Source organism: Myxococcota bacterium (assembly GCA_041389495.1).
Taxonomy (GTDB): Bacteria; Myxococcota_A; UBA9160; order UBA9160; family UBA4427; genus JAWKRT01.
Genome location: JAWKRT010000003.1, coordinates 1 through 22331 on the forward strand (window position 1 = coordinate 1; position 22331 = coordinate 22331).

Sequence of the window (22331 nt, forward strand, 5' to 3'; positions counted from 1 at the left end):
GCGCACGGCGCTCGCGCTCTCGGGCACGTGGGCGCTCGGGCTCGGATCGCTCGGCTTCTTCCTTCCCTACTTCACGCTGTACCTGACCGAGAACGCGGGGCTCCGCGGCGCGCAGGCCGGCGCGATCACGGCGCTGCTCCCGCTGATGGGGCTCGTCGCACAGCCCGTGTGGGGCCAGATCGCGGATCGCACGGGGCGCCGCGCGCGCGTCGTCGCGGCGATCTGCATCGGCGCCGCCGCCGCGAACCTCGCGCTCGGCGCGCAGTCGACCTTCGCGGGCTTCGCGCTCGCGACGGCCGCGCTCGCGCTGTTCGTCACGTCGTTCGGCGCGATGACGCTCGCGGCGAGCATCTCGGCGCTCGGCGCGGCGGGCGCTCGCGGGCTCGGCCGCGTGCGCGTGTGGGGGACGCTCGGGTTCGGCGCGGCGGCGCTCTCGGTGCCGCCGCTCCTGCGCGCGCTCGACGGCGCGGGCCTCGCGCCCGGCGTCGAGGCTCCGGGCGCGAGCGCGCCGGCACTCGGTGCGATCTACCCGGCCGCGTCGCTGTGGCGCGCGTGCGCGGCGGCCGCGGCACTCGCGGTGCCCGAGGCGCGCGGCGGCGCGCTGCGCGCCGAGCGCGGCGAGTGGCGCGCGCTCGCGCGCGACGGGCGCTTCGCGCGCGCGCTCGCCTTCGTGTTCCTCGCCTATCTCTCGATGCAGGGGCCCATGCAGATGTTCCCGCTGCTCGTGCGCTCGCACGGCGGCGGCGTCGACGCGATCGCGCGCATGTGGCTCGTGATGATCGCGCTCGAGGCGCCGCTCATGTTCGTGCTCGGCCGCAGCGTCGACCGCTTCTCGGCGCGCGGCATCGTCGCGATCGGCATCGTCGCCTCGGCGGTGCGCTGGCTCGTGAGCGGCGCGACCGACGACCTGCGCGTGCTGACGGCCGTGCAGGCGCTGCACGGCGTGACGGTGTGGGGCGTCATGATGGGCATGCCGCTCTACGTCGACGCGCTCGTGCCCGAGCGGCTGCGCGCGACGGGGCAGTCCGCCGTCGGCCTCGCCGGCTCGTGTCTCGGCGCGGTGGCGTCGAACCTCGTCGCGGGCTGGCTCGTCGACGCGGGCGGCGGCCGCGCGCCGGCGCTCGCCGGCGGCGCGCTCGCGCTCGCCTGCGCGCTGCTCCTGCCCGTGCTGCTGCCGCGTCCGCCGCGCACCGCCGCGTGACGGGGCGCGCGCCGCGCGGCGTCTACTCGCCCGTGAAGTGCGGCTTGCGCTTCTCGAGGAAGGCGCGCGGCCCCTCGATCGCGTCCTTGCTCGCGAAGACCTTCGTCCCGATCGGCATCTCGATCTCGAACGCCTTCGCCTCGGGCAGGCCGTAGGTCTCGCGGATCGAGCGAAGGATGGCCTTCACGGCGACGGGCCCGTTCTCGGCGATGCGCCGCGCGATCTTCCGGGCCTTCGCGAGCGCCTTGCCGTCCTTCACGACGTGGCCGACGAGCCCGTAGGCGAGCGCCTGGTCGGCCGTGATGGGGTCGCCGCCGACGAGCATCTCGACCGCGACGGTGTACGGGATCTGGCGCGGCAGGCGCACGGTCGAGCCGGCCATCGGGAACAGGCCGCGCTGCACCTCGGTCACGCCGAACGTCGCGCTCTTGCCGGCGACGCGGATGTCGGTGCCCTGCAGGATCTCGGTGCCGCCGGCGAGCGCATAGCCTTCGACCGCGCAGATCACCGGCTTCGTCGGACGATAGGTCTTGAGCCACCCGTGCATCGTGATCTCGGGCTCGTCCTTCATGCGCTGCTCGAACTCGTCGGCCGGCGGCGCACCCGACGACAGCCGCGCGATGACACCGAGGTCCATGCCCGCGCAGAAGTCCTTGCCGGTGCCGGTGAGGATCGCGCAGCGGAGGTCGTCGTCGGCGTCGAGCCGGCGCCAGGCGTCGGTGAGGCCGCACAGCACCTCGGCGTTGACGGCGTTCTTCTTCTCGGGGCGGTTGATCGTGACGACGAGGACGCCGTCCTCGACCTCGGTGAGCAGCGCGGGCATGGGGAGCCTCCGGTGGATGGGGCGCGTGCCGCCGAGCGGCCGAGCCGCCGGCGGGCGCGCACCGGCGCGTGGCGTTCGCGCGGACGCCGCATGCTACTCCGGCGCCCGCGCGCCGGTCGAGGCGTGCGGTGCCTGCCTATACTCGCGCGCATGCGCCGCACCCACGTCCTCGCCGTCGCGGCGCTCGTCGCCGCATGCGGCGCGGCGGCCTGGGCGGCCGACCCGGTCGCCTACGACGACGCCTACATCTCGTACCGGTACGCGGACAACGCCGTGCGCGGTCTCGGCGTCGTGTTCAACCCCGGCGAGCGCGTCGAGGGCTACTCGAACCCGCTGTGGGTCGCGCTGTCGGCCGCTGCGATCGCGGCCGGCGCCGACCCGTTCGTCGCGACGCGCGCGGTCGGCGTCGCGAGCTACGTCGCGTGCGTGTTCGCGATCGCGGCCGCCGCGCTGCTCGCGGCCGCGCCGCTCGGCGCGCGCGCCGTCGCGGTCGTTCCCGCGCTCGCGTGCCTCGTCGCGCCGTACGGGCTCGCGGCGTCCGCGGGCAGCGGGCTCGAGACCTTCTTCGTCGCCGCGGGGCTCGTCGGGCTCGGCGTCGCGCTGCTCGCGAGCGACGGCGCGCACGCGCGCGGCGCGCGCACCGCGCTGCTCGCGCTCCCGCCGCTCCTCGTCTGGACGCGGCTCGACGCCGCGCTCGGCGTTGCGGCGGCCGCCGGCGCGCTCGCGCTCGTCGGGCCGCCGCGCGCGGACGCCGCCGCCGCGGCGCGCGACGCCGACCCCGCCGCGGCGCGCGACGCCGACCCGCGCGGCGCTTCCGCGTCGAGCGCCCCGCGCGCCGCGGGCCGCGCGCTCGCCCTGCGCATCGCGCTCGTCGCCGGAGCCGCGCTCGCGCTGCTCTTCGCCGCGCGCTTCGCCTACTACGGCGCGTGGCTCCCGAACTCGTACTACGCGAAGGGCGCCGACGAGTGGCATCTCGCGGCCGGTCTCGCGTGGCTCCGCGCCTTCGTGCAGAGCGCCGGGCAGGTCGCGCCGCTCGCCGGCCTCGCCGTCTACGGCGCGCTGCGGGGCGCGACGACGGGCGAGCGCCGCGCGTGCGCCTACGCCGGCGCGACCGCCGCCGCGTACGCGCTCTACGTCGCGAAGGTGGGCGGCGACTTCATGCACTTCCGGTTCGCGTGGGCGCCGTATCTCGCGCTCGCGCTCGGCGGGCTCACCGGGCTCGCGGCGCTCGCGCGCCGCAGCGCCGGCGCGGCCGCGGGCGTCGGGCTCGGCGTCGGGCTGCTGGCATTCTCGCCGCCCGTGCACGAGCACGCGTACGCCATGCAGACGCTCCCGGAGATGGACGCGTACACGGAGCTCGGCCGCGAGGTCGGGCCCGCGCTCGCGCGCTGGCTGCCGCCCGACACCGTCGTCGCGACGACGCTCGCAGGCACCATCGCCTACACCTCGCGCCTCGCCGTCGTCGACCAGTGGGGGCTCAACGATCGCGAGGTCGCGCGCGGCGAGCCGCTCGCGACGTTCCAGCGCGGCCACTACAAGCCGGCGACGACGGCCTACCTCGAACGCCGCGGCGTCGAGCTCGCGCTCGGCCACCCCGAGGTCGCGCCGTGCGACGCGCCGCGCAGCGAGCCGTACGCGGTGGCGCTGCTGCGGCTCGACGAGGGCCCGCCGCGCGCGGGCGCGCGCTGCCTCGTCGCGGGCGTCGTCGCGCCGCGCCCGTCGCTCGTCGCGTGGATGTGCGCGCGGCCCGACCGCTTCGCGCTGCGCGGGCTCGCCTGCCCGCGCGATCAGAGGTAGCCGAGCGCCTCGAGCCGGCGTCGCTCCTCGTCGCCGAGCGGCGCGGGCGGCGCCTCGCCCGCCACGGGGCGTCGCGCCGCGACCCAGCGCGCGAGGCCCGCCTCGAGCCGGTCGCGCAGCGCGTCGTCGTCGAGGCGGAGCGTCGTCGCGCCCGCGCCGTCGCGCGCCCACAGCTCGGGCGCGCGGCGCGTCCACGCGAAGAGCGCCGCGCCGCGCGTTCGATAGGCGCGCCGGTCGCCCGCGAAGCGCGGCCCGAAGTGCGCGACGAAGGCCGGGTACTCGAAGTGCTCGGCGACGATGGGTCGCGCGGTGGCGCGCACCGCGTCGCCCGCGAACGAGAGGCCTTCGACCTGCGCCGGGATCGGCAGGCCGAGCTCGTTCGCGAGCGTCGGCAGCACGTCGACGAGCTGCACGTCGCCCTCGATCGGTGCGCGTTGCGCGCCGCGCGGCGCGCGCACGAGCAGCGGCACGCGCACCACCTCGTCCCACAGCTCGGAGCTGTGCCCGAGCAGGCGGTGCTCGCCCAGCATCTCGCCGTGGTCGGCCGTCACGACGACCCATGCGTCGTCGAAGACGCCGCGCGCGCGGAGCGCGTCGAAGAGGGCGCCGAGTGCGGCGTCGAGGTCGCGGACCTCGCCGCGATAGGCGGCCTCGAGGTGGCGGCGCTCGTCGTCGCGCAGCTCGCGCTCGCCGCGCATCAGCGCGAGCCCCCCCGGCCCGTCGGGGTCGACGCCGCCGAAGCCGTCCGTCGCGTCGAGCCAGCGCGCATCGAGCGCGTCGCCGAGCGCGGCGCGCGTCGCGGCCTGCGGCACGTAGGGCGCGTGCGCATCCATGTAGTTCGCGAACAGGAAGAGCGGCCGCGCGTCGCCCGCGCGCGCGTCGAGCTCGCGCACGACGGCCGCGTTCACGTCGCGCGCGAGCCGGTAGCGCTTGTGGCGGTGCTGTCGCTCGGCCTCGTCGAGGCCCGTGAGCGCGCGCAGCGCGCGGTCGAGCGGCGGTGCGAGCGCGGCGACGCGCGCCGAGAGCGGCGACGGCCAGTCCCACGGCCACGCGCTGCGATCGTCCCAGACCTCGAACCCCTGGTGGACGTTCGTGTCGGAGTGGAGATAGGCGGTGTTGGCGACGACGCCGATCGTCGCGTAGCCCGCGTCGCGCAGCAGCTCGGCGAGCGTCGTGTTCGCGTCGTCGAGCACGTTCGCCTCGCGCTCGTCGCCCGCGCGCGCGGCGGCGGCCCGCGTGCGGAAGTGCGCGCCGTGCGTCGACGGGTAGCTGCCGGTGAAGAGCGACGCGTGCGCGGGCAGGGTCCAGCTGCTCGTCGAGAACGCGCGCCGCGCGACGCGCGCCTCGCGCGCGAACGCGGCGAGCGCGGGCGTCGCGCCGTCGGGCGCGAGGTCGAGCGCGTCGGCGCGGAACGTGTCGAGCACGATCAGCACGACGTCGGGGCGCGCGAGGCGACTCGTCGCGCTGCGCGCGGGGCCGGGGGCGTTCCCCGCGTCTTGAGTGCGCGCATCGGGAGCGCCCGGAACGGCCGGCGCGCGCGCCGCGGGCTCGCGCGGCATGCGCGGCACGCGCGCGATCCATCGCCACTCGGCGACGCTCGCCGCCGCGAGCAGGGCGAGCACGCCGAGCGCGCCGGCGGCCGCGCCGCGCGGGCCCGCGCGGCGCGCCACCCCGGCCGCCCCCCACGCGACGACGAGCGCGACGGCGAGCCCGAACGCGAGCGCGCCCGCGTGGGCGAGCGCGACCCCCGCGAGCGATCCGGGCGGTCGCGCGGCCGCGTCCGCGTGCGCGAGCGCGAGTGCGGCGGCGGCGAGCGCGAACGCGCTCGTCGGGAAGTCGCCGAGCCACGCGCCGCGCGGCGCACCGCGCGGCATCGCGCGCGCCGTCGTCGCTCGTTCCGTCGCTCGTTTCGTCGCTCGCCGTCGTCGCATCGGCTCGTCGCTCGGTTCGTCGCTCGTTCCGTCGCGCGCCGCGTCGCTCGGCCGCGTCGCGGGCGCGCTGATCGCGGGCGCGCGCGCGAGCGCGCCGACCGCGAGCGCGCCGACGGCCGCGCACGCGAGCGCGCCTGCCGCGCCGAGCGCGCCGGCCACCTCCGCGCGCGCGGCGAGGTCGAGGCCGGCGAGGAGTCCGGACGCGGCACCGAGCACGGCCGCGCGGCCGCGCGCCGCGCTCGCGCGCCGCGCGGCCGCCGCGAGCGCGACGGCGCCGAGCGCGAGCGCGGCGAACGCGAAGTCGTACGTCCACTCCGCGGCGACGAGCGGGAGGGCGACGCGGAAGTGCGCGTCGAAGTCGGCGGCGAGCGCGCGCCCGGTCGTGAAGGGCGGCTGTGCCTGCGCGATCGCGAGGGCGCCGAGGAGCGCGCACGCGATCGCACCCGCGAACGACAGGGGCGCGTCGCCGTCCGCCGCGCGCCGCGGGGGCGCGTCCGCGTCGGACGAGTGCCCGGCCGGCGCGTCGCGGTCGGCCGCGCGAGGCGGAGCGGGCGCGGCGTCGGACGGCGGCGTCGGGACGGGCGGGGTCGGAGGCGGGGCGCTCACGGCGGCGCGAGCGTAGCCGAGCGCGCCGCGCGGCCGTCCTGCGCGCGCGCCCCGCGCCGCGCTCCTGCGCATGCGCACCTACGCGCGCACCGCACGGCGCACCTACGCATGCGCCGTGCGGCGCACCTACGCGCGCGCGCCTCGCGCGCGCTGCGCGGCGATCCAGTCGTCGACGCGCTGCCACTGTGCGTGGAGCCACGCGAGGCGCGCGGCGTCGTCGTGGGCATCGCCGCACGGGAGCGCGGCGAACGGGATGCGCCAGAAACCGAGTGCGACGCGCGCGCCGCGCAGGCCACCGCGCCACGTCGCGAGCGCGGAGCCCGCATCCTCGAAGCCCGTGTGGGCCGCGACGACGACGTCGAGCCCCGGGTTCGCCGCGAGCAGCGCGACCGCGCCGCCCGGCCGCGGCAGCAGCGTGTGGCGCAGCGCGCGCGCGCGCGCGGCCAGCTCGCGATCGCCGCGCTCCTCGTAGCGCGCGATCGCGCGCTCGCGCTTCGCCTCGCTGAAGCGCGTGCCTTCCGGGTAGATGAGGACGCCCTCGTCCGGGTCGAGGTCGTCGAGCAGCGCGACGATCGCGCGGATCTCGGCCGCGCCGTCGCCGCTGCCGCGCCGCACGAAGTGGTTCGGCAGGCGGTTGCCGTTCAAGTCGAGGCACGGGTCGACGAGCAGCTCGCGCTTCAGCACGTAGCGGAAGCGGTGTCCGTGCGGGCCCGAGACGAGCGCGGCCGCGACGAGCGTGTCGGCGGTGCCGCCGTGGCGGATCAGGAGCAGCGGCGGTGCGCCGGCGAGCGCTTCGTCGCCCTCGACCTCGACGTGGAATGCGAAGAGGCGCTCGGCGCCGCGGAAGAGGCGCGTGGCCCACCAGACCTGGAGCGCGGAGTTGCGCCGCATCTGGGAACGTCGGCGCGACTCGCCCGTGCCCCACGGAGGCAGGCACCAGATGGCGAGGCTCGCCGCCATGCCCGCGCACTCGCACCACAGGTAGAGCAGCGCGAACGACGCGAGCGGGAGCGTCGCGCGGCCGGGGAGTGCGCGGTCGACGAGCCAGGCGGCGGGCGCCCACACCGGCAGCAGCGCGAGCCATGCGAGCGCGGCGACGACGTAGCTCGGGATCGTGACGGCGCGGCGGAGCCAGCGTTCCGCGAGCGCCGGCACGTCAGTCGCCTCGCCCGAGGAGCGCGTCGCGCAGGCCTTCGTCGAGCGGGCGCTCGCCGAGCCAGATCGAGAAGTAGGCGGCGGCGAAGTCGGCGCCTTCGATCACGACGAGCGGTCGGCCGTTCAGCGCGAGCTCGGTGCCGCGCCCGGGCAGGTAGGTGAGCGCATAGCGATCGCCCGGCTCGACGTCGCGATACGCGCCGTGGAGCCGCTCGATGCGAGGGCGCAGGCGCGCGAGCCGCTCGGCCGGGACGTTGCGCGCGAGCAGCGCGTCGGCGGCGGGGCCGAAGTCCGCGCCCGCGATCGGCCAGAAGTACGAGAGCTCGAGCCGCTTGGGCACGTCGTCGAGGATCGCCTCGGCGTCGGACGGCGCGGCGACGTAGAGCCCGGCGACGTAGGCGCGGAAGAGCACGCGGTAGCGCAGCAGTGCGAGCGCGTGCAGGTCGAGCGCGACGTCGCCCGCCTGCACGCGGTCGGCGAACGCGACGCCCTCGAGCGACGCCGCGCCCGCGTCGCGCGGGCCCGCGAGCGACAGCGCGAGGGCGAGCGCGAGCGCGGCCGCGCGCCCGTTGCTAGGGCAGCGCATACGCCACCACCGAGTCGCCGGGCGTCGTGTGCAGCAGGCCGTGCCCGCCCGCGGCGATGACGACGTACTGCCGGCCGTCGGGCCGCAGTCGATAGGTCATCGGCGTCGCCTGTCCACCGGCGGGGAGGCGCGCCTGCCAGAGCTTCTCGCCCGTCTCCACGTCGAACGCGCGCAGGAAGTCGTCCGTCGTCGCGGCGACGAAGACGAGGCCCGACGCGGTCGTGATCGAGCCGCCCTGGTTCGGCACGCCGAGCTCGAGCCAGAGGGGCCACGGCGCCATGTCGCGCGTGCTGCCGAGCGGCACCTCCCAGCGGCGCTCGCCCGTGCGCAGGTCGATCGCCGTCAGCACGCCCCACGGCGGCGGGTTGCACGGCGCGCCGAACGGCGACGCGAGGAACTCGCGCGTGACGACGTAGGGCGTGCCGGCGGCGGGCTCGTAGCTGCGGCCGGGCACGAGCTCGCCCGCGGCTTCCATGCGCGCGTACTCCTCGCGCGGGATGCTCTTCACCCAGGTCGCGACGCGCGTCGAGTTCGCGACGAGCAGGCCGCGCTCGGGGTCGATCGTCAGGCTTCCCCAGTTCGAGCCGCCGACCATGCCCGGGAAGTGGATCGAGCCCTGCGTGCTCGGCGGCGTGAAGATGCCCTCCGAGCGCATCGACTCGATCTGCTCGCGACAGCGGCCGCGGTCCCAGAAGGTGAAGCCGAAGGCGTCGTCGGGCTCGAGCTTCGCGGGATGGATGGGCGCGGGGCGCGTCGGGAAGGGCTGCGTCGGCGACAGCACCTCGCCCGGCAGCGCGCCCTGCGGCACGGGCCGCTCCTCGACCGGCCAGAGGGGCTCGCCCGTGCGGCGATCGAGGAAGAACACGTGGCCGAGCTTCGTCGCCTGCGCGAGCGCGGGGACGGGCCCGTCCGGCCCGGGCCAGTCGAAGAGCGCCGGCTGCGAGGGCACGTCGTAGTCCCAGACGTCGTGGTGCACGGTCTGGAAGTGCCAGCGCACGGCGCCCGTCGCGGCGTCGAGCGCGACGACCGAGCTCGAGTAGTAGTCCGAGCCGTTGCGGTGGCCGCCGTAGTAGTCGGGCGAGGTGTTGCCCGTCGGCACGTAGACGAGCCCGAGCGCGGGATCGGCCGCGAACGTCGTCCACGCGTTCGTCGTGCCGCGCGCGTAGTGGACGTTGCCGTCCGCGTCGCGCTCGGGCGGCGTGCCCGGCGCGACGGGATCCCACGCCCAGAGCTTGTCGCCCGTGCGCACGTCGTAGGCGCGCACGACGCCGCCCGGCGCGTCGGTGCGGATGTTGTCGAGCACGAGCGCGCCGGTGACGAGGCGGTCGCCGACGACGGTCGGCGGCGACGTCACGCCGTACTCGCCCGGGTACGTGTCGCCCACGCCCTCGCGCAGGTCGATCTCGCCCTGGTCGCCGAAGTCGAGGCACGGCTTGCCCGTGTCGGCGTCGAGCGCGACGAGGCGCGCGTCGAGCGTGCCCATGAAGACGCGCCGCTGGCACGCGCGCCCCGCGACCGGCGCGGGCTCGCTCCAGTGCGACACGCCGCGGCACGTGATCACGTACATGCCCGCGCTGTCGAGGTGCGCGTCGTAGCGCCAGCGCTCCTCGCCCGTCTCGGGGTCGAGCGCGATCACGCGGTTGCGCGGCGTGCACACGTAGAGCGTGTCGCCGACGAGCGTGGGCGTCGCCTGGAACGACGTGGCGAGGTGGCCCTCGGTCGACACGTCGCCCGTGTGGAACTCCCACGCGACCTCGAGCGCGTCGACGTTCGAGCGGTCGATCTGGGTGAGCGGCGAGTGGCGCGTGCCGGCGTGCGAGCCGCCGTAGGCGGGCCAGTCGGCGACCGGGCCGCCGGCGGCGCGCGGCGCGTGCCCGCCGTCGCAGCCGGCGGTGCCGGTCGCGAGCGCGAGGAGCGCGAGGAGTGCGAGTTGCTCGATCGCGGCGAGCGGCGGGCGGCGTCGTTGCGGCATGGGGCCTCCGGGCCGGCAGCATATTCGCGCGCGCGCGATCGACCAAGCATCGCGCGCAGGTCGGGCCGCGCGCGGTGATACGATCGCGCGCCGCGCCGCCGCGAGCGGGCGGCGCGCGAGCCGGCGTCGGAGGTGCCGGCCGCCGCCGAGGGGAGGGCCCATGCCGCGAACGCCGGTCCGTCGCCGCGCGCGCGCCGCGCTGCTCGCGTGCGCCGCCGCGCTCGCGTGCGCGCCCGACCTCGCCTCGCTGCCGGTCCGCTACGTCGGCGACCTCGAGGGCCTCGAGCGCGTGCGGCTCGCACCGTGGGACGAGGCCTACCGTCGGCCGCGCGCGCACTTCGCCGCGCTCCGCGGCGTGCACGTCGCGCCCGTCGCGATCGCGGACGACGTCGACACCGGTGGCGTCCTCTACCGCGAGCGCGATCTCGAGCGCGTGCGGCGCCGGCTCGAGCTCGCGCTCGCGCAGTCGCTCGAGCAGGCCTTCCCGATCTCGCGCGCGGGCGGCTCCGGCGTGCTGCGCGTCGAGGCGACGATCGTCGCGCTGCGCTCGACGCTTCCGCCCGTGCCGCCGCCGGGCTTCGACGCGTCCCGCTCGCGCGGCACGGGCGCCGCGGGCGTGCAGATCGCCCTGCGCGACGCGCGCAGCGGCAAGCTCCTGATGGCGCTCCGCGACCGCCGCGAGGCCGCCGCCCTCCCGCTCCCGGCGACGACGTGGGCCGATGCCGAGTGGTGGTTCCGATACTGGAGCGACGCGCTGCGCGACCTGCTCGTGCGCGAGAGCGGCGGCTGAGCGCGCGGCGCGCCGCGCACGCCTAACGTCGGGATCCCTCGGACGCGGGCGGTTCGCCCGCGGCGGGCGCGGCGGCCCGCAGCCGCCGCGCGAGCCACAGCTGTCCGGTCTCCGGTGCCTGCGTCGGCGCGCGCTCGAACAGGTTCGCGAGCGGCGGGCGCGCGAGCGGGGCGGCCCAGCTCGCGGGCGCGCTCGGCGAGAGGTGGATGGCGTCGACGGGCACGACGGTCCAGTCGATCGCGGCCAGCACGTCCCAGCCGCCGACGAAGCGCACGCTCGGGCGCTCGGCCTGCCAGGCGACGGCGAAGGAGACGTCGCTCGCGACGACGCCGCCGGGCGGCACGAAGCGCGCGATCTCGGCCGTCTCGCGCGCGGGTGCGTCCTCGGCCGCGCCGAGCAGCGGCGCCGCGCGCTCGCGCGGCGCGAGCAGCGCGAAGGCGAGCACGCCGGCGGCGGCCGCCGCCGCGCGCCACGCGCCGGGCACGCGCGCGAGCGCGCCCGCGCACGCGACGGCCGCGACGAGCGGCGCGTAGGGCCAGTAGAAGCGCAGCACGTCGGGGTAGATCGGCGCGAAGACGAGCGCCGTCGCGACGAGCCCGCTCGTGGCGAGCGCGGCGACGAGCGCGCGCGCGTGCGCGCGCGCATCGGTGCGCGCCGCGCGCGCGTCGACGACGGCGGCGACGAGCGCGATCGGCGCGAGCGCACCGAGGTCGCGGCCGAGCATGCGCGGCGCGGCATCGCGCAGCCACGCCCACGTCCAGCCCGACGGGTAGAGCGCGAGGCTGCGCGCGAGCGCGCCGTCCGCGTCCTCGACGCGCAGCGCGTAGAACGGGTCGCGCCCGAGCGCGAGCCGCAGCAGGCCGCGGTCGGTCGTGAGGTTGAGGAACGGCTCGCCCCACGCGTGCGCCGTGTGCAGCCACCACGGCAGCGCCACCGCGAGCGCGGCCGCGACGAGCACCGCGGCGCGCGCGAGCCTGTGCTCGCGCGCGCCGCCGCGGCGAGCACGAGCGCGAGCGGCGCGAGCGCCGCGAGGTTCGTGCGGTGGAGGAGCGCGGCGCCGAGCAGCGCGCCCGCGCCGGCCGCCGCGCGCACGCCGCCGTCGCGCGCGCGAGCGCAGCGAGCGCGAGGGCGGCCGCGAGGGCGCGGCGCCGGGCTCGGACAGGCCCGTCGTCGCGAGCTCGCGCTGGCTCGCGGCGAGCGTCCAGATCGCGGCCGCCGCGAGGCCGGCGGCCGGCCCGGCGAGCCGGTTCGCGAGCGCGAACAGCAGCGTCGCGGTGAGCGCGGAGAAGAGGAGCGAGGGCGCGATCGCGGCGGCGTCGCTCTCGCCGAGCGCGGCGAGGCTCGCCGCGCGGATCCACGTCGGCAGCGGGAAGCGCCACAGGTTGGGCCACGGCGGCGCAGTCGCGCGCTCGCGATCGGCGAGCCACCCGAGCGCGTACGGGAACGCCTGCAGCGACGTCATGCCTTCGCCGCGCGCGATCTGCCGGCCCATCTGCGCGTAGTCGAACGCGTCGGGGAACACGAGGCGACGCGGCGAGTGGGCGTAGGCGTGGGCCGCGCCGGCGAGCGCGGCGAGCGTCACGAGGGCGGCGAGCGCGCGGAAGGCGCGACCGCGGGCCGGCTCGGGCGCGGCCAGCGCGCGCAGCACGGCGGGCCCGGATGCAGCGGAGGCGGTGCGCGCGCGGTCGGGCACGGCGACGCACGATCGCACGCGCTCGCGACCGCGGCAATCGAGCGCGCGCGGCGGCGGCGCGCCGAAGTTCGTGCCGCGCAGCGGCGGCGCGCCGCAGACCGTGCCGCGCGGTGCGGCGCCCGCTCGGAACGCCGCGCGGCGTCGCTCCGCCGCGCGTCCGCGATCGACTATCGTGCGCCGTCGATGGCGACGACCGCGGAGCCGCGCGCGCGAGCGCACCCCGTCGATGCGCGCCGGCTCGCGCTCGCGGCCGCGGCGATCGCGATCGCCACGGTCGCCGTCTACGCGCCGGTCGCCTCCCACCCCTTCCTGCACTGGGACGACGACGTCTACGTCCTCCAGAATCCGCACCTGCGCGAGCCGCTCGGCCTCGCGAGCGTCGCGCGCGCGTTCGCGCAGCCGTACGAGAGCAACTGGATCCCGCTCACCTGGATCTCGCTGCACGTCGACGCCGCGCTGTTCGGCCTCTCGCCCGCGGCGTTCCACGTCGAGAACGCGCTGCTGCACCTGGCCACGTCGCTCGTGCTGCTCGTCGCGTTCGCGCGCGCGACGGGGAGCGTCGGCGCGAGCGCGTTCGCGGCGGGCGTCTTCGCGCTGCACCCGCTGCACGTCGAGTCGGTGGCGTGGGTGGCGCAGCGCAAGGACTGCCTGATGGGCCTCTTCTTCGCGCTCGGCGTCGCCGCGCACTTCCGCTATGCGCGCGCGCCGGGCGCGCGGCGCTATGCGGCGACGTGCGCGGCGACGGCGGCGGCGCTCGCCGCGAAGCCCGCCGCCGTCGCGATGCCGCTCGTGCTGCTCGCGCTCGACGGCTGGCCGCTCGGCCGCGGCGCGCGCGACCTCGCGCGCTGGCGCGCGCTCGCGGTCGAGAAGCTCCCGCTGCTCGCGCTCGCCGCGCTCGCCGGCGCGGCGACCGTCGTCGCGCAGCGCAACGCGGGCTCGCTCGAGCTGCTGCAGATTCCGTTCGCGTGGCGCGCGATGAACGCGTCGTGGAACTACCTGGCGTATCTCGGGGCGGCGGTCTGGCCGTCGGGCCTCGCGTTCTACTACCCGTGGCCGCTCGATGCGTCGCTGCCCTGGAAGGCGGGGGCGGGGCTGCTCGCGCTGTCGCTCGCGTTCGCGCTCGCCGCGCGCGCGATCGACCGCGCGCCCGCGCTGCTCGCCGGGCTCGCGATCTACGTCGTCGCGCTGCTGCCGTCCGTCGGCTTCGTGCAGGTCGGCATGCAGGGACGCGCGGACCGCTACATGTACCTCCCGCTCCTCGGCCTCGCGCTCGCCGCCGCGTTCGGCGCGCGCGCGCTCGCGCGCGGCTCGCGCGCGGCGACGCGCGCGCTCGCGGCGGCGGCGGTCGCCGCACTCGTCGCGTTCGCGTTCGCGAGCGCGCAGCAGGTGCGCTTCTGGCGCGGCGATCGCGCGCTCTACGCGCGCGCGCTCGCCGTCACGAGCGGCAACTTCTTCGCGCACTGGGCGATGGGCGGCGAGCTCGAGCGCGCGGGCGACCGCGACGGCGCGATCGCGCACTACCGCGAGGCGATCGCGCTGCGGCCGCGCTGGTACCACCCGCACGTCTCGCTCGGCCGCGCGCTCGGGTCGGCGGGCGACGCCGCGGGTGCGGAGGCCGCGCTGCGGCGCGCGGCCGAGCTGCGGCCGCAGGCGGCCGAGCCCGCGCTCGCACTCGCCGAGCTCGCGCTCGCGCGCGGCGCGGTCGGGGAGGCGGACGACGAGCTCGCGCGCGCGATCGCGCGCACCGCCGGCGACGAGCGCGCCGCGCTCGAACGCGCGCCCGCCTCGGCGCGCTCCGCCGCTAGCGCGCGCCCGCCTCGGCGCGCTTCGCCGCTGGCGCGCGCTGCGTCGCCGCGCGCCCGCGCGCGCCCGTGGCGCATCGCGCGCCGGGCGGCGTATCGTCGCGCGCCATGCTCCGCGCCGCGCCCGGCGCCCGCGTCGCACCCGCCGACGCCGGGCGCGCGCTCCACGTCTTCGCGTTCGTGTCGGGTGCGGCCGCGCTCGTCTACGAGGTCGCGTGGACGAAGCAGCTCGCGCTCACGTTCGGCAGCAGCACGCTCGCCGCGAGCGCGTCGGTCGCGGGCTTCATGGGCGGGATGGGCGTCGGCGCCTGGCTCTACCACCGCGCGGCGCGCTCGAGCACGGACGGGCTTCGCCTCTACGGCGCGCTCGAGCTCGCGATCGCCGCGGCCGCCGTCGCGCTCACGCTGTGGCTCGAGGTGCTGCCCGCGCAGCTCGCGACGCTGCTGCGCGCGCTGCCCGGGCTCGCGGGCGCGGGTGTCGAGGGCGCGGCGGCGACGGCCGTGCGGCTCGTCGGCGTCTTCGCGCTCCTGCTCGGGCCGACGGCGCTCATGGGCGCGACCTATCCCGCGCTCTGCAGCGTCGCGATCGGCTCGCGCGAGACGCTCGACCGCCACCTCGGCGCGCTCTACGGCTGGAACACGGTCGGCGCGGCGGCCGGCGGGCTCGCCGCCGGCCTCGCGTTGATCCCGGCCTTCGGGCTGCGGCGCGCGGTCGCCGTCGGCGTCGCGCTGAACGTCGCCGTCGGCCTGGCCGCGCTCGCGCTCGCCCGAAGGCGCGCGCGTGCGCGCGCCGCGCAGGGCGCCGCCGCCGCGGCCCGCGCGCCCGATGCGTCGGAAGGGTCCGGCGCGCCGGCGGCGGGCGAGGACGCGATCGCGTCCGCGCTCTCGCCGCTCGCGTGCGGCGCGGTGCTGTTCGCGTCGGGCTTCGCGACGCTCGCCTACGAGATCGTGTGGTTCCGCGTCTTCCGCTCGATCGGCGGCAACAGCACCTACGCCTTCACGATCGTGCTCGTCACGTTCCTGCTCGGGCTCGGCACGGGGGCGCTCGGCCTGCGGCCGGCCCTGCGCCGCGCGGCGCCCGAGCAGGTGCTCGCGCTCGTGCAGCTGCTCGTCGCGACGACGGCCTCGCTCGCGATGCTCGGCGCCGCGCTCGTGATCGACGACGGGGTCGGCCTCGCCATCACGTTCGAGCAGCGCTGGGTGCGCGAGCTCGCGTGGCCCGCGCGGCTCGCGCTGCACGGCGGTGCGGCGCTCGCGCTGATGCTCCCGGCGACCCTGCTCATGGGGCTCTCGTTCCCGCTCGCGAGTCGCATGTTCGTCGGGAGCGGCGGGCTCGCGCGCGTCGACGAGCGCGTCGGCCTCGCGGTGCTGCTCGCGAACGCGGGCAGCATCGCGGGCTCGATCGTCGCGGCGACCGTGCTGCTCCCGACGCTCGGCAGCATGGCGAGCTCGCGCGCGATCGCGTGCGTGAACCTGGCGATCGGGCTCGTCGTCGCGCACGCCGCGCCGGGCTCGCGCGGCGAGCGGCTGCGCTGGGTCGCGCCGCTCGCGATCGCCGGCGTCTGCTTCGCCGCGCTCGTGCCGAGCGCGCTCCCGTACCGCCAGTCCGCGCTCGGCGGGCTGCCGACGCGCGTGCTCTTCACCGAGGAGGGCGACCTCGCGACCGTCCGCGTCAGCGAGTCCGTCGAGAATCCGCGCCTGCGCGGCATGAGCATCGACGGCGTCACCATCGGCGCCTCCGCGGGCTGGAGCTATCCGATCTACAGCAAGCAGGTGCTGATCGCGCACCTGCCGATGTGGCTCGAGCCGCGCATCCGGACCGCGCTGCAGATCGGGCTCGGCTCGGCGTCGACGCTCGACGCGCTCTCGCGCCACCCCGACCTCGAGCGCATCGAGTGCGTCGAGATCAGCGCGGCGGTCGTGCGCGGGAGCGCGTTCTTCGAGGAGTCGCGCGTGCTCGCGGACCCGCGCGTGCACGTCGCGGTCGAGGACGCCATCCACTGGCTGCTGCGCACGCCGGCGCGCTACGACCTGATCGTCGCCGACGGCAAGCAGAACGACGACTTCTCGGGCACCGCGAAGATGATGAGCCGCGAGCTCTACGCGCTCGCGCTCGACCGCCTCACCGACGACGGCCTCTTCGTGCAGTGGGTGCCGATCGGCAATGGCGTCGACGAGCTGCGCGCGATCGTCCGCACGCAGGCGACCGTCTTCCCGCACCTCGACGTCTTCTACGACCCGCCGACGTCCGCGATCTTCGTCGGCAGCCGTCGGCCGCTCGCGGGGCGCGAGCGGATGCCCGCGGCGCAGGCGCGCGCGCGCATGGGCCGCGACCTCGCCGCGCTCGGCCTCGCGGACCCGACCGACGTGCGTCTCGAGTGGCTGGCCGACCGCGAGGCGCTCGTGCGCGCCGTCGGCGACGGCCCGCTCAACACCTGGGACCACGCGATCGTCGAGTTCGCGAGCTACCGCGCGGATCGCCGGCAGCAGGGCGCGCTCGGCTACGCCGCGGCCTCGAACCTCGCGTGGCTGCTCGACGCGGCCGCGGACGCGCGCCCGCGCGCGCCGCGCGACCTCGTGCCGGCGACGGCGGAGGGGGTGCGCGCGCAGGAGCTCGTGCGGCGCGCCTACGTCGAGCTGCTGCGCGCCGACCGCCCGGCGGCCGTCGCGTTGCTCGAGGAGGCGATCGCGATCGCACCGGACGACGCGCTCGCGCGCCGCGCGCACCGCCGCGTGGCCGTCGAGCCGCCGGCCGCGGCTCGTTAGTCGGGGCCGGGCGTCCCGCCAGCCGGGGGGCGCGCGCGGCGGGCCTCGAGGCGATCGAGCAGGCGGTGCGTCTCCGCGAAGTTCGGGTGGAGCTCGAGCGCGCGGAGCGCCGCGGCGCGTGCGCCGTCGAGGTCGCCCGCGCCCGCGCGAAGGCGCGCGATGCCGAGCCAGACGTGCTGGTCGACGCGGCCGGTCGCGGCCATCGCCTCGAAGGCGGCGAGCGCCTCGGCGCGGCGTCCCTCGGCGGCGAGCAGGTTCGCGAGGTTGACGCGCGTGCCGTAGTCGTCGGCGTCGAGCGCGGCGGCGCGCTCGAGGGCCTCGCGCGCGCGCGCGAGGTCGCCGCGTCCGAGGGCGACGCCGCCGAGCGACGACCACGCGCGCGCGTCGCCCGGCGCGGCCGCGACGAGCGACTCCCACAGGCGCGACTCGCTGCGCCACTCGGCGGCGCGCGCGGCGCTGCGGACGGCGCCCGCGACGCAGAGCCCCGCGATCGCCGCGAGCAGCACCGCGCGCGCGACGGGCGCGCGGGCGCGCCGGAGCAGCGCGTCGATCGCGGGGGCCGCCGCGAGCGCGAGCCCGGCCGACGGCGCGAGCAGGAAGCGCTCGCCCATCAGCACCGCGACGTCGACGACGTGCGACACGGGGAGCGCGAGCACGACGGCCGCGGTCGTCCCGAGCGCGACCGCGGCGCGCGGTCCGTGCGCGCGGGGCGGCGCCTCGCGCGCGAACGCGCGCCACGCGAGCGCGACGCCCGCGATCGTCGCGGCGATCGCGGCGCCGCCCGCGACGACGCGCGGCCCGAGCGCGCGCGCGACGCCGACGGCGTTCACGTAGTAGAGGTCGGGCTGGAGGACGCGCGGCCAGACGAGCAGGCGCAGGTACTCGAGGTAGACCGACGCCATCGTGTACGCGCGCTCGAGCGGCGACGCGAACGCGAAGAACTTCCCGTCGTTCTCGGGCGAGAAGCGGCCGAGCACCGCGTAGCGGAGGGTCGCCCACGCGAGGGCGACGAGTGCGAAGGGCAGGAGGTCGAGCGCCGCGCGCCCGATCGGGACGCGCGCGGGCGCGACGCGCCGCGCGATCGCGAGCTCGAGCGCGAGCAGCGCGACCGCGAGGATGCCCGTCTCCTTCGCGCCCGCGGCGAGCACGACGAGCGCGGTGGCGAGGAGTGCGAAGCGCCCGTCGAGGCGCTCGCGCGGCAGCGCGTCGCCCGGCGCGAAGAGCGCGCGGCGGAAGGCGAGCAGCGCGCCGAGGACGAACACGAGCGCGAGCAGCTCGCTGCGCCCGGCCACCGAGTCGACCGCCTCGGTGTGCACGGGGTGGAAGGCGAAGAGCGCGGTGGCCGCGAGCGCGGCGGGCGCGCTCGCGGCGTAGCCCGCGATCCAGGCGAACAGGAGCGCGACCGCGAGCGCGTACAGCGCGGCGTTCACCGCGTGGTAGCCGCGCGCGTCGTCGCCGAAGAAGGGCCACTCGAGCGCGTGCGAGAGGTTGGCGACGGGGCGGTAGAGGCCGCGCGCGTTCTCGGCCGGCGGGAACGAGCGCAGCAGCGCGGCCGCGGCGGCCGCCGGGGTGCGGATGCTCTCGTTGTTCGCGACGAAGCCGCGGTCGTCGAGGTTGAACTCGGCGCCCGGCGGCGGCCAGTGCAGCCACAGCGCGGCCGCGGCGATCGCCGCCGCGCCGAGCGCTCGCACCACCTTCGCGTCCATCGCCGCCGATGATAGTGTCGCCGCGCCGCGCGCGGGACGCGCGCGCGTCGGGAGGAGCGGCGATGACGACGACGATCCAGACGGTGACGGGGCCGATCGCGGCCGACGCGCTCGGGCGCACGCTCATGCACGAGCACCTCGCGATCGGCTACCCGGGCTGGGAGGCCGACACGATCCGCCCCGGGCCCTCGCGCGCCGAGATGCTCGCGAAGTGCGTCGATCGCCTGCAGGAGATGAAGGACGCGGGGCTCGCGACGATGATCGACCCGTGCCCGAACGACCTCGGTCGCGACGTCGAGCTCATGGCGGAGGCCGCGCAGCGCGCGGGCTTCCAGATCGTGTGCGCGACCGGCCTCTACAAGCAGGAGGAGGGCGGCGTCGCCTACTGGCACTTCCGCAACAACTTCGGCCCCGCGGTCGACGCGATGGCCGAGCTCTTCATCCGCGAGATCGAGGACGGCATCGGGTCGACCGGCATCAAGCCCGGGATCATCAAGGTGGCGACGGGCGTCGGTCGCATCACGGACTACGAGAAGCAGGTGCTCGAGGCCGCGGCGCGCGCGTCCGTCGCGACCGGCACGCCGATCACGACGCACACCGACCAGGGCACGATGGGCGACGAGCAGCAGCGCATCCTGACCGGGCACGGCGTCGCGCCCGAGCGCATCGTCGTCGGGCACTCGTGCGGAACGTCGGACCACGACTACCACTGGCGCATCGCGCGCGCGGGCTCCTACCTCGGGTTCGATCGCTTCGGCCTCGACATGATCCATCCCGACGCCGAGCGGGTGGCGTCGCTCCTGCGTCTGCTCGAGCGCGGCGCGGGCGACCGCATCGTCGTCTCGCACGACACGGTCTGGTGCTGGCGCGGCGCGCCGGTGCCGGACCCGTCGATCCAGGCCGCGATGGAGCAGGTCTGGCACCCGCTCCACTTCACGCGGCGCATCGCGCCGAAGCTGCGCGAGGGCGGCGCCACGGACGCGCAGATCGAGCGGCTGCTCGTCGACAACCCGCGCGCCTACTTCTCGGGGGCCAAGCTCGCGGCGCTGTCCTGAGCGCGGCGCCCGGGCGCGCGCGGCCCGCCTAGCGCGCCGCGCGCGCGGCGTCGTTCTCGAACGCTTCGATGCGCGCATCGCTCGGTGCGGGCGCGTCGTAGCGGCTGCGGAGCGCGTTCCAGCGGATGCGCGCCAGTCCGAGCAGCGACATCGCGGCGTCGCGCACGACGCGCACCTTCGTGCCCGGCTGGTCGCGCCACGTCACCGGCACCTCGTCGACGCGCAGGCCGCGGCGCGCGGCGAGGAACAGCAGCTCGGCGTCGAAGCTCCAGTCGTCGATGCGGAGCGCGGCGAAGAGCGCGCGGCCGGCGTCGCCGCGGAAGGCCTTGAAGCCGCACGTCGCATCGCTCACCGGCGCGACCAGCAGGCGGACGAGCGCGGTGAAGACGCGCCCCATCGACTCGCGCCACCACGGCTGGTGCACCTCGACGTGCGCGCCTTCGCGCTTGCGCGAGCCGATCGCGACGTCGGCGCCGTCGTCGAGCCGCGCGAGCAGGGCGTCCATCGCGTCGAGCGGCGTCGAGAGGTCGGCGTCGGTGAACAGCACGCGCGCGCCGCGCGCCGCCGCGAAGCCGACCTTGAGCGCGTGGCCCTTGCCGCGATTCCCGGCGTAGGCGAGCACGCGCACGGGGACGGGCAGGGCGGCGGCGGCGGCGCGCGCGCGCGCCGCCGTGTCGTCGCGGCTCCCGTCGTCGACGACGACGATCTCGCTCGCGGGGTGGTGCGCTCCGAGGTGGCGGGCGAGCGCGCGCAGCGTCGACTCGATGCACGTGGCTTCGTCGAACGCGGGCACGACCACGGAGAGGGATGTGGCCGGCGCGCCCATCGGCGCGCATTCTCCTCGATCGCCCGCGCGCCGGCCAGCGGATCGCGCGGACGTGCGCGCGCGCGCCGAGCGCGCGGAGCGCGCGGCGGGCCGGGGCGGGCGCGGCGCTATGCTGCCGCGCGGTGTCCGTCCCTCCCGCGCCTTCCGCTCCGCCCGATCGCCGCCGCGGCCGACACTTCGCGCGCGCCGCGCTGCTCGCGCTCGGCTGCGCATGGCTCGCCGGCTGCACGCCGGCGGGCGAGGCGCGCCCGCCCGACCTCGTGCTCGTCACCATCGACACGCTCCGGCCCGACCACCTGAGCGTGTACGGCTATGCGCGCCCGACCACGCCGTCGCTCGAGCGGTGGTTCCCGCCGGAGGCGTCGGCCGTGTACGAGCGCGCGTACTCGGCCGAGGCCGCGACGTCGCCGTCGGTCGTGAGCTTCCTGTCGGGGCTGCTCCCGCAGGACCACGGCGTGCGCCTCCTGCACCAGCTCCTCCCCGACGCGACGCGGCTCGTGCCCGACCTCCTCCCGGCGGCCTACGAGAGCGCGGGCTTCGTCTCGAACGCCGTGCTCGCGCGGGAAGCGATCGGCATGGCCGATCGCTTCGACCACTACGACGACTTCGTCGACGAGCTCGAGCCGGTTCGCAAGGTGTTCGAGCGCAACGCCGCGCGCACGACCGACGCGGTGCTCGCCTGGGTGGGGGCGCGCGCGGACCCGGCGCGGCCGCTCTTCCTCTGGGTGCACTACATCGACCCGCACGGGCCGTACGCGCCGCCCGACGACTGGCCGCGACGTTATGCGCACGACGCGCCGGTCGAGATCAACCCGCGGCGCGTGAACCCGTACATGCGCCTTCCCGACGTGCGCGACGGGCTCGTCTACGTCGACCGCTACGACGAGGAGATCACCTACGCGGACCGCGAGGTCGGGCGGCTGCTCGACGGCCTCGACGCCGCGCTCGGGCTCGACGACGCGCTCGTCGTCTTCACCGCCGACCACGGCGAGAGCATGATGGAGCACGAGAACTGGTTCACGCACGGCTACCACGTGTACGACGAGGTGGTGCGCGTGCCGCTGCTCGTGCGCGGTGCGGGCGTCGTTCCCGGGCGCACGCGCGCGCCGTCGTCGGGCATCGACGTCGCCGCGACGCTGCTGCGCGCGGCGGGTGCCGAGCTGCCGCCCGCGCTGCGCGGCGCCGACCTGCGGCGTCCGGACGCGCTCCCGCCCGGCCGCCCCATCCTGGTAGAGGCCTCGGACGGCCAGCGTCAGGTGCGGGCGATCGTGCAGGGCGGGCGGAAGGTCGTGGCGGCGGTCTCCCCCGCGGGCGAGGTGCAGGGGATCGGTCTCTTCGATCTCGAGGCGGATCCGGGCGAGACGACGTGGCAGCCGGCCGTCACCGCGCCGCGACTCCAGGCCACTCTCCTCGAGATGATCCGGCGCGATCCGGATCCCGGCGGGATTCCCGCGGAGCTCGCGGCCGGGCGCAGGCCCTCCGCGCCGCGGGTCGCTCCCGGCGTCGAGGGCGAGGAGCTCGAGAAGCTGCGCGCGCTCGGCTACGCGGAGTGACTGGAAGCCGCCGCCGTCCCGACCCCGGGGCGCGGGTCGCACCCGGACCGCGGCCCCGTGATATACGGG

General features: G+C 77.3%; 15 protein-coding genes. 7 read left to right on the forward strand and 8 right to left on the reverse strand.

The genetic code is table 11. From position 1 onward, the window contains the following. Positions 1-1201: MFS transporter (locus R3E88_16350; protein MEZ4218058.1), on the forward strand; the 1201-nt coding region annotated here is incomplete at its 5' end. A gap of 22 nt (positions 1202-1223) precedes the next feature. Here the strand turns inward: R3E88_16350 and R3E88_16355 are convergent. After that, positions 1224-2024, reverse strand: coding sequence for a crotonase/enoyl-CoA hydratase family protein (locus R3E88_16355; GenBank protein ID MEZ4218059.1), 801 nt, complete (start codon positions 2022-2024; stop codon positions 1224-1226). A 150-nt stretch (positions 2025-2174) separates the two neighbouring features. Here R3E88_16355 and R3E88_16360 point away from each other — a divergent pair, with 150 nt between their 5' ends. Next, entirely contained in the window at positions 2175-3821 is a 1647-nt protein-coding gene (locus R3E88_16360) for a hypothetical protein (protein MEZ4218060.1), read from the forward strand. Here the strand turns inward: R3E88_16360 and R3E88_16365 are convergent. From R3E88_16365 to R3E88_16380, 4 genes are all read right to left on the reverse strand, one after another. Beyond that, the gene (locus R3E88_16365) at positions 3812-6358 is read right to left on the reverse strand and encodes a sulfatase (GenBank protein MEZ4218061.1); all 2547 of its coding nucleotides are present in this window, start codon (positions 6356-6358) and stop codon (positions 3812-3814) included. The genes R3E88_16360 and R3E88_16365 overlap by 10 nt on opposite strands. Positions 6359-6484: 126 nt before the next feature. Further along, on the reverse strand, positions 6485-7513 hold the full coding sequence (locus R3E88_16370) for a lysophospholipid acyltransferase family protein (GenBank protein ID MEZ4218062.1): 1029 nt from the start codon (positions 7511-7513) through the stop codon (positions 6485-6487). Position 7514: 1 nt separating this feature from the next. Next, entirely contained in the window at positions 7515-8099 is a 585-nt protein-coding gene (locus tag R3E88_16375; protein MEZ4218063.1) for a chalcone isomerase family protein, read from the reverse strand. Then, the gene (locus R3E88_16380; protein ID MEZ4218064.1) at positions 8086-10071 is read right to left on the reverse strand and encodes a pyrroloquinoline quinone-dependent dehydrogenase; all 1986 of its coding nucleotides are present in this window, start codon (positions 10069-10071) and stop codon (positions 8086-8088) included. The genes R3E88_16375 and R3E88_16380 overlap by 14 nt, the downstream gene beginning before the upstream one ends. Positions 10072-10231: 160 nt before the next feature. On the opposite strand from R3E88_16380, the gene R3E88_16385 reads away from it, so the two are divergent. Continuing rightward, positions 10232-10861 (forward strand): DUF3313 family protein, encoded by a 630-nt coding sequence (locus R3E88_16385; protein ID MEZ4218065.1) that lies wholly within the window; start codon positions 10232-10234, stop codon positions 10859-10861. 22 nt (positions 10862-10883) lie between these two features. Here R3E88_16385 and R3E88_16390 read toward each other — a convergent pair whose 3' ends face one another. Continuing rightward, positions 10884-12554, reverse strand: coding sequence for a glycosyltransferase family 39 protein (locus R3E88_16390; GenBank protein ID MEZ4218066.1), 1671 nt, complete (start codon positions 12552-12554; stop codon positions 10884-10886). Positions 12555-12737: 183 nt separating this feature from the next. Between R3E88_16390 and R3E88_16395 the strand changes: the two genes are divergently transcribed. Next, positions 12738-15041, forward strand: coding sequence for a hypothetical protein (locus R3E88_16395; protein MEZ4218067.1), 2304 nt, complete (start codon positions 12738-12740; stop codon positions 15039-15041). Positions 15042-15262: 221 nt separating this feature from the next. After that, positions 15263-17122: a fused MFS/spermidine synthase gene (locus tag R3E88_16400; protein MEZ4218068.1), complete on the forward strand. Its 1860-nt coding sequence runs from the start codon at positions 15263-15265 to the stop codon at positions 17120-17122. On the opposite strand, the gene R3E88_16405 is transcribed toward R3E88_16400, so the two are convergent. Further along, a complete protein-coding gene (locus R3E88_16405; protein ID MEZ4218069.1) occupies positions 17119-18828 on the reverse strand; it encodes a tetratricopeptide repeat protein in 1710 nt (569 codons plus the stop codon). The genes R3E88_16400 and R3E88_16405 overlap by 4 nt on opposite strands. A 62-nt stretch (positions 18829-18890) precedes the next feature. Here R3E88_16405 and R3E88_16410 point away from each other — a divergent pair, with 62 nt between their 5' ends. Next, positions 18891-19883 (forward strand): phosphotriesterase-related protein, encoded by a 993-nt coding sequence (locus R3E88_16410; protein ID MEZ4218070.1) that lies wholly within the window; start codon positions 18891-18893, stop codon positions 19881-19883. 28 nt (positions 19884-19911) lie between these two features. Here R3E88_16410 and R3E88_16415 read toward each other — a convergent pair whose 3' ends face one another. Then, positions 19912-20709, reverse strand: coding sequence for a glycosyltransferase family 2 protein (locus R3E88_16415; GenBank protein ID MEZ4218071.1), 798 nt, complete (start codon positions 20707-20709; stop codon positions 19912-19914). 122 nt (positions 20710-20831) lie between these two features. Here R3E88_16415 and R3E88_16420 point away from each other — a divergent pair, with 122 nt between their 5' ends. After that, positions 20832-22262, forward strand: a complete 1431-nt coding sequence (locus R3E88_16420; GenBank protein ID MEZ4218072.1) for a sulfatase — start codon at positions 20832-20834, stop codon at positions 22260-22262. Positions 22263-22331: the final 69 nt, after the last annotated feature.